Origin of the sequence: Micromonospora foliorum (genome assembly GCF_022229015.1) — a bacterium.
Classification (GTDB): Bacteria; Actinomycetota; Actinomycetes; order Mycobacteriales; family Micromonosporaceae; genus Micromonospora; species Micromonospora foliorum.
In genome coordinates this window covers 19,572-27,094 of sequence record NZ_JAKKFF010000096.1, presented here as the reverse complement: position 1 = coordinate 27,094, position 7,523 = coordinate 19,572, and the positions used below count along the sequence as shown (strand labels likewise).

The window sequence follows — 7,523 nt, the reverse complement described above, 5'->3', positions numbered from 1 at the left end:
CGCAGCCACACCGCCGTCGAGGACGCGCCCTGTGCCGTCGCGGTGCCTCGGCCATCCAGCTCCCGTACCAGGGTCAACTTGACCGCCGCCAGGCGCTGCTCCAGGCGATGCGTCGCCTCCAAAGCTGCCACGAGATCGCGTTCCGTGGCAGCCCAGGCGGCCGTGTCGAAGCAGGCCGCTACCGCAACCTCGGCCTGCTCCAACGCATCGATCACCACCGAAAACTAGAACAGGTGTACGACACTTTTCGGCCCCGTGGGCTGGTCCGGTCGAGGCGGATCACCACAGCGGACGTGACGTAGCCTCCGGCCATGATCGAACGCGTGAGGGTCGCGGTTGTCGGTGTCGGTAACAACACGTCCGCGTTGGTGCAGGGGCTTGCCCTCTACCGCCAGAGCGGCAGCCTGGTCGGAATTCGCAGACCGATGATCGACGGGCTCGGGGTGGGCGACATCGACGTCGTGGCGGCCTTCGCCACCTCCGAGGAGAAGGTCGGTCGGGACCTGACCGAGGCGATCTTCCTGGCGCCCAACAACTTTCCTCGGCTGAACTGCGACCTGCCCGAAGCGGGTGTGCCGGTCACGAAGGGCCTCGTCGACGCGAGCGAGGTGCAGCGGGTGGCGGCGGCGCTGGCAGGGGCGGAGGTGCTGCTCTACTCGGCACCGAGTGGCCGGCCGGAGATCGCCCGGGCGTACGCCGCGGCAGCCCACACGGCGGGCGTCGCCTTCATCAACACCACCGCCGACCCGGTCGCCCGCGATCCACAGTTGCTGGACCGCTTCGAGGCTGCCGGTCTGCCGTTGCTCGGCGACGACCTGGCCAGCCAGTTCGGCACCTCGGTGCTGCACAACGCGCTGCTGCGACTGTTGGAGGAGCGGGGCCTCACTCTGGTCAGCTCCTACCAGGTCAATCTGGGCGGCACCGAGGACTTCCGCAACCTGGTCGAGAACCCCAACACCAAGAAGCAGTCGAAGCTCAACGCCCTGTCGGGCGCTGACCGCGTCGAGGTGGCCCCGCTCGGATACATGCCGCATCTCGCGTCGCAGAAGGTGGCTCACCTCAACCTTGAGGCGCAGGGTTGGGGTGAGACCTCGGTGAGCCTCGACGTGAAGCTGAAGGTGCATGACCCGAGTGGCGCTGCGGGGATCAACATCGACCTCATCCGCATCGCCGCCAGCGCGCTACGGAACGGGCGTGGTGGTCATTGCGCCGAGGCGACGTCGTTGCTCAAGTCGCCGCCGGGAACGGCGATCTGAAGTCCGTCTCCCTCAGGCCGCGCCGACGGAGCGGTAGACCTCCAGGGTCTGCCGGGCGATGGCGTCCCAGGAGAAGTGCTGCACCGCGCGCCGCCGGCCGGCAAGGCCGAACCGCTCGGTGCGCGCCGGATCGGCGAGCAGGGTGTTGATCGCGGCCGCGAGGTCGGCCACGAAGCGGTCCGGGTCCAGGGGGGTGCCCGAGCCGTCGGTGGCCTGCTCGATCGGCACCAGCAGGCCGGTCTCGTCGTCGGCCACGACCTCGGGGATGCCGCCGGTCGCGGTCGCCACCACTGCCGTCTCGCAGGCCATCGCCTCCAGGTTGACGATGCCCATCGGCTCGTAGACCGACGGGCAGACGAAGACGGTGGCGTGCGTGAGCACCTGGATCACCTCGGGCTTGGGCAGCATCTCGGCCACCCAGACCACGCCGGAGCGGTTGGCCCGCAGCTCGGCGACCAGCTCCTCCACCTCGGCGGCGATCTCGGCGGTGTCCGGCGCGCCGGCGAGCAGGACGAGCTGGGTGTCCGCCGGCAGCTCCCGGGCGGCCCGCAGCAGGTACGGCAGCCCCTTCTGCCGGGTGATCCTGCCCACGTAGACCACGCTGGGACGGGACGGGTCGACGCCCAGCCGGTCGAGCACGTCGGTGCCCTGATCCGGGGCGTACTGGACGGTGTCGATGCCGTTGTAGACCACCCGGACCCGGTCGGGGTCGATCTGCGGGTACGCGGTGAGCACGTCGTTGCGCATCCCGCCGCTGACCGCGATCACCGCGTCGGCGGCCTCCATCGCGGTGCGCTCGATCCAGGAGGAGAGCGCGTAACCGCCGCCGAGCTGCTCGGCCTTCCACGGCCGCAGCGGCTCCAGGCTGTGCGCGGTCACCACGTGCGGCACCCCGTGCAGCAGCTTCGCGGTGTGGCCGGCCAGGTTCGCGTACCAGGTGTGGCTGTGCACCACGTCGGTCCCGGCCGCGCCGGCGGCCATCTCCAAGTCCACGCCCATTGTGCGCAGCGCGGCGTTCGCGCCGGTCAGGCCGGGTGGTTCGGCGTACGCGGTGACGCCCGGCTCGGTGCGCGGCAGGCCGAAACAGTGCACCCGTACGTCGGTGAGGCGGCGCAACTCCCGAGCCAGGTACTCGACGTGCACACCCGCGCCGCCGTAGACCTCCGGTGGGTACTCGCGGGTGAGAAGGTCAACGCGCAGAGGGGTGCGTTCCGTCATGACCTCGCACCCTAGTGCAGAAGACTCCCCGTACGAGTGGTGAAGTGCGACGCGGGTGGATAGCGTCGGGGCATGGCTGCCAAGGTGCTCGCGATCGTCCTGGCGGGTGGGGAGGGCAAGCGCCTGATGCCACTCACCACGGATCGGGCCAAGCCGGCCGTCCCGTTCGGCGGGATGTACCGCATGGTCGACTTCGTCCTCTCCAACCTGGCCAACGCCGGCTATCTCAAGATCGTCGTGCTGACCCAGTACAAGTCCCACTCCCTCGACCGGCACATCACCAAGACCTGGCGGATGTCCACGCTGCTCGGCAACTACGTGACCCCGGTGCCCGCGCAACAGCGTCGCGGCCCGTGGTGGTTCGCCGGCTCGGCCGACGCCATCTACCAGAGCTTCAACCTGATCAACGACGAGCAGCCCGACTACGTGATCGTCTTCGGCGCCGACCACATCTACCGGATGGACCCCCGGCAGATGGTGGAGGACCACATTGCCTCCGGCGCGGCGGTGACCGTCGCCGGCATCCGCCAGCCGCTGTCGATGGCCGACCAGTTCGGCGTCATCGAGGTCGGCGACGACGGCAAACGGATCCGGGCGTTCCGCGAGAAGCCCACCGACGCGGTCGGCCTGCCGGACGCACCGGACGAGATCTACGCCTCGATGGGCAACTACGTCTTCACCACCCGGGCGCTCTGCGAGGCGGTCGAGCGCGACGCCGAAGACAAGACCAGCAAGCACGACATGGGCGGCAGCATCATCCCGATGCTCGTCGAGCGCGGCGAGGCGAACGTCTACGACTTCCGCGACAACGAGGTGCCGGGCAGCACCGACCGCGATCGCGGCTACTGGCGGGACGTGGGAACGCTCGACTCGTTCTACGACGCGCACATGGATCTGATCAACGTGCACCCCGTCTTCAACATGTACAACTTCGACTGGCCGATCTACACCGAGCAGCCGCCGTGGCCGCCGGCGAAGTTCGTCCACCAGTGGGGTGAGCGGGTCGGCCGGGCGGTCGGCTCGATGGTCTCACCGGGTGTGGTGATCTCCGGTTCGCTGGTGGAGAACTCGATCGTGTCGCCGAAGGTGCGGGTGCACTCCTGGGCGCACGTCGAGGGCTCGGTGCTGATGGAGGGTGTGGAGATCGGCCGGCACGCGGTGGTCCGGCGGGCCATCCTGGACAAGAACGTGTTCGTCCCGGAGGGCGCCGAGATCGGCGTCGACCTAGAGAAGGACCGGCAGCGCTACACCGTCTCCGACAACGGCATCGTGGTGATCGGCAAGGGCCAGAAGGTCGAGCCGTGACCGACGCGTACTCCCCGAGGAGGTTCCCGCAGTGACCCACCCCCGTGCCGGCCAGCCCGCCGAGCCCGCCGACCTGGTCGACGTGCCGCGCCTGGTGACCGCCTACTACGCCGAGCATCCGGATCCCGCGGACCCGGCGCAGCAGGTGTCGTTCGGCACCTCCGGCCACCGCGGCTCCAGCCTGCGCAACGCGTTCAACTCCGACCACATCCTGGCGGTCACCCAGGCGCTCTGCGACTACCGACGCGAGCAGGGGCTGGACGGGCCACTCTTCCTCGCCCGGGACACCCACGCGCTCTCCGCGCCGGCCGCGGTGGACGCCCTGGAGGTGCTCGCCGCCAACGGGGTCACCGTGCTGGTGGACAGCCGCGACGGCTACACCCCGACCCCGGCGCTGTCGCACGCGATCCTCACGCACAACCGGGGGCGCACCAGCGGGCTCGCCGACGGCATCGTGATCACCCCGTCGCACAACCCGCCCGACGACGGTGGTTTCAAGTACAACCCCACCAACGGCGGGCCGGCCGACACCGACGTGACCCGGTGGATCCAGGACCGGGCCAACACCATCCTCGCCGCCGGGCTCAAGGAGGTCCGCCGGATCACCTACGCGCGGGCGCGGGCCGCCGACACCACCGGGGAGTACGACTTCCTCGCCACCTACGTCGACGACCTGCCGGCGGCGATCGACATCGACGCGATCCGCGACGCGGGGATCCGGATCGGCGCGGACCCGCTGGGCGGGGCGAGCGTGGCGTACTGGGGTGAGATCGCCGAGCGTCACCGTCTGGACCTGACCGTGGTCAACCCGACGGTCGACCCGACCTGGCGGTTCATGACCCTGGACGGCGACGGCAAGATCCGGATGGACTGCTCCTCGCCGAACGCGATGGCGTCGCTGATCGCCGCACGGGCCGACTACCAGATCTCCACCGGCAACGACGCCGACGCCGACCGGCACGGCATCGTCACCCCGGACGCCGGGCTGATGAACCCGAACCACTACCTGGCGGTGGCGATCCGGCACCTGTTCCGCACCCGCACCGAGTGGGGGCCGAACGCCGCGGTGGGCAAGACCCTGGTCTCCTCGTCGATGATCGACCGGGTCGCCGCCGACCTGGGTCGGCCGCTGCTGGAGGTGCCGGTCGGCTTCAAGTGGTTCGTGCCCGGCCTGCTGGACGGCGCGGTCGGCTTCGGCGGCGAGGAGAGCGCCGGGGCGTCGTTCCTGCGTCGCGACGGCTCGACCTGGACCACCGACAAGGACGGCCTGCTGCTCTGTCTGCTCGCCGCCGAGATCCAGGCCACCACCGGGCGCAGCCCGAGCGAGCACTGGGCGGAGTTGGCCGAGCGTTTCGGTGCGCCCGCGTACGCCCGGATCGACGCCCCGGCCACCCGGGAGCAGAAGGCGGTCCTCGGCAAGCTCTCCCCGGAGCAGGTCACCGCCACCGAACTCGCCGGTGAGCCGATCACCGCGACGCTGACCACCGCCCCCGGCAACGGCGCACCGATCGGCGGCCTCAAGGTCACCACCGAGTCCGGCTGGTTCGCCGCCCGCCCGTCCGGCACCGAGGACGTCTACAAGATCTACGCCGAGTCGTTCCAGGGCCCGGACCACCTCCGCCGTCTCCAGCAGGAGGCGCAGGACCTCGTCACGCAGGTTCTCGGCTGAGCGGTCGGGTGTCCTCTCGACACGCAGCGGGGCCGACGCCTTCCAGCGTCGGCCCCGTTTCAGCGAGGTCAGCGGGCCAGCGGTATGCCCCCGCGCCGTTGGGGGAGCGGGCCGTGCAGGATGCCGCAGAGCCGGGCGAGCTGATCGATGACCTTGGCCGGTTCGGCGAACGGATCCAGTCCACTGACCTCAAGGGGGTCCAGGGCCGGAACGGTCACGTGCGAGATCAGCGGGTGCAGCGGTCGGTGGTCGGCCTCGCCCTGACCGAGCAGGTCCTCGTGCAGCTTCTCCCCGGGGCGTAGCCCGGTGTAGACGATCGGGACCGGGCTGGCCGCCTGCTCGACCATGCGGCGGGCGAGGTCGTCGATCCGGACCGGCTCACCCATGTCGAGCACCAGGGCCTCCCCGTCCCGGCCGATGGCGGCCGCCTGGAGGACCAGGTGCACCGCCTCCTGCACCGTCATCAGGTACCGGGTCACGTCGGGGTCGGTGACGGTCAGCGGCTGCCTCGCCTCGATCTGCCGTTGGAAGGCGGTCACCACCGAGCCTCGGCTGCTCAGGACGTTGCCGAACCGGACGCTCAGGAAGGTGCCCGGGTAGGTCGCCGCCGCGTGCGCGGTCAACATCTCGGTGATGCGCTTGGAGTAGCCGAGCACGCTGATCGGGTCGGCGGCCTTGTCGGTCGAGATGTTGACGAACCGGGCGACGTCCCGGCACGCTTCCAGAACGGTGAGCGTCCCCCAGACGTTGGTCTTGACCGCCTCGCCCGGGTGGCGTTCCAGCAGGGTCAGGTGCTTCAGCGCGGCGGCGTGGAAGACGATCTCGGGGCGACGTTCCCGCATGATGCGTCGGACGCCCTCGTCGTCGCGCAGGTCGGCGAGGATGAGTTCGGGACCGTCCAGCAGCGCGCGCCCGGTGAGCGACATCTGGAGGCTGTGCAGGGCCGACTCGTCGCGGTCCAGCATCATCAGCTCGCCGGGGTTGGCGCGCATGATCTGCCGGCACAGCTCCGAGCCGATCGAGCCCCCGGCACCGGTGACCAGAATGCGTCGACCGGTGAGCCCGTTGTCGTCCAGGGTCAGGTCGCCGACCACCTGGCGTCGGCCGAGCAGGTCACTGATCTGGACGTCCCGCACGTCGCTGACCGTGATCCGGTGGTCCACCAGCTCCCGGACCGGTGGCAGGACCTTGAACGCCGCGCCGGTGCGCAGGGTCGCCTCGCGCACCTCGCGGATCAGCGTGGCGTCGGCGTTGGCCACCGCGAAGATCACGGTGGTGGCGCCGGTACGGCGGATCACGTCGACGAGGTGCTGCCGGCCGCCCAGCACCGGAACGCCGGCGATGCGCAGGTCGTGTTTGCCCGGGTCGTCGTCGAGCGCGCCGACGGGCAGGTAGCGGCCCTTCGGGTCGCTGAGCATCGCGCGTACCAGCCCCTGCCCGGCCTCGCCGAGACCGAAGAGCAGCACCGGCGTCGCCGAGCGGGCGTCCGGTCGCATCGCGCGGTCCCGCCGGTGGCGGTGCAGCAGACGGCAGCTGAGCATCAGCAGCAGCGCCAGCGCTGCGCCGATCACGGGGGTGCTGGCCGGCACCGGGCGTTCGCCCAGCGCGAGCAGGGCGACGAGGACGATCGCCGCCGTGGTGGAGGTGGTGCCGGCGAGGCCCCGAACCTCCTCGACGGTGCCGAGGGGTTGGCGACCGGAACGAATGCGCCGCAGTGCGCTGACGCCGACGTGCAGCACGGCGGCCCCGCCGCCGAGCAGTACCGCGTTGACCGCCTGGTCGACGGTGAGAGCCAGCTCGTACCTCGCCCAGCCCGCGACGGTGAACCCGCCGACCCAGCCGAGGGCGTCGGCGGCGAGGAAGATGGCGGTCCGACGACGACTCACCCTGGCCCGGCCGGTGGCTGTTGATGTCGTTGGCGCAACCAATTGTATCTCCGGGGGCATCTACGACTCCCTGTCCTGTCCGTGGCCGGGGGTGACCCAGGGCAGGTCAGGGGGCCACGCACGTCCCCTAACTGCTTAGCGGAATATGCGCCTCAGAATCCGGTTTTCACATTTCTATGACCGGTTGTC

5 protein-coding genes and 1 pseudogene are annotated in these 7,523 nt (G+C 70.3%); 3 read left to right on the top strand and 3 right to left on the bottom strand.

The window, feature by feature from the left end; translation table 11 throughout:
• Nucleotides 1–218: pseudogene (locus PSH25_RS09235) on the bottom strand (HNH endonuclease signature motif containing protein); the annotation flags it as partial.
• Nucleotides 219–311: 93 nt separating this feature from the next.
• Between PSH25_RS09235 and PSH25_RS09230 the strand changes: the two are divergent.
• The gene (locus PSH25_RS09230; RefSeq protein WP_238658616.1) at nt 312–1,256 is read left to right on the top strand and encodes an inositol-3-phosphate synthase; all 945 of its coding nucleotides are present in this window, start codon (nt 312–314) and stop codon (nt 1,254–1,256) included.
• A gap of 12 nt (nt 1,257–1,268) precedes the next feature.
• On the opposite strand, the gene glgA is transcribed toward PSH25_RS09230, so the two are convergent.
• Nucleotides 1,269–2,474 (bottom strand): glycogen synthase, encoded by a 1,206-nt coding sequence (gene glgA / locus PSH25_RS09225; protein ID WP_238658615.1) that lies wholly within the window; start codon nt 2,472–2,474, stop codon nt 1,269–1,271.
• A 72-nt stretch (nt 2,475–2,546) separates the two neighbouring features.
• Between glgA and glgC the strand changes: the two genes are divergently transcribed.
• The gene (gene glgC / locus PSH25_RS09220) at nt 2,547–3,779 is read left to right on the top strand and encodes a glucose-1-phosphate adenylyltransferase (RefSeq protein WP_238658614.1); all 1,233 of its coding nucleotides are present in this window, start codon (nt 2,547–2,549) and stop codon (nt 3,777–3,779) included.
• A gap of 31 nt (nt 3,780–3,810) precedes the next feature.
• Entirely contained in the window at nt 3,811–5,448 is a 1,638-nt protein-coding gene (gene pgm, locus PSH25_RS09215; RefSeq protein WP_238658613.1) for a phosphoglucomutase (alpha-D-glucose-1,6-bisphosphate-dependent), read from the top strand.
• Nucleotides 5,449–5,516: 68 nt separating this feature from the next.
• Here pgm and PSH25_RS09210 read toward each other — a convergent pair whose 3' ends face one another.
• The gene (locus PSH25_RS09210; protein WP_372492752.1) at nt 5,517–7,334 is read right to left on the bottom strand and encodes a polysaccharide biosynthesis protein; all 1,818 of its coding nucleotides are present in this window, start codon (nt 7,332–7,334) and stop codon (nt 5,517–5,519) included.
• Nucleotides 7,335–7,523: the final 189 nt, after the last annotated feature.

Excerpts from the sequence above, each read along its gene's own strand:
- PSH25_RS09230 (WP_238658616.1), top strand. The coding sequence starts at position 312 with ATGATCGAACGCGTGAGGGTCGCGGTTGTCGGTGTCGGTAACAACACG.
- glgA (WP_238658615.1), bottom strand. The coding sequence starts at position 2,474 with ATGACGGAACGCACCCCTCTGCGCGTTGACCTTCTCACCCGCGAGTAC.
- glgC (WP_238658614.1), top strand. The coding sequence starts at position 2,547 with ATGGCTGCCAAGGTGCTCGCGATCGTCCTGGCGGGTGGGGAGGGCAAG.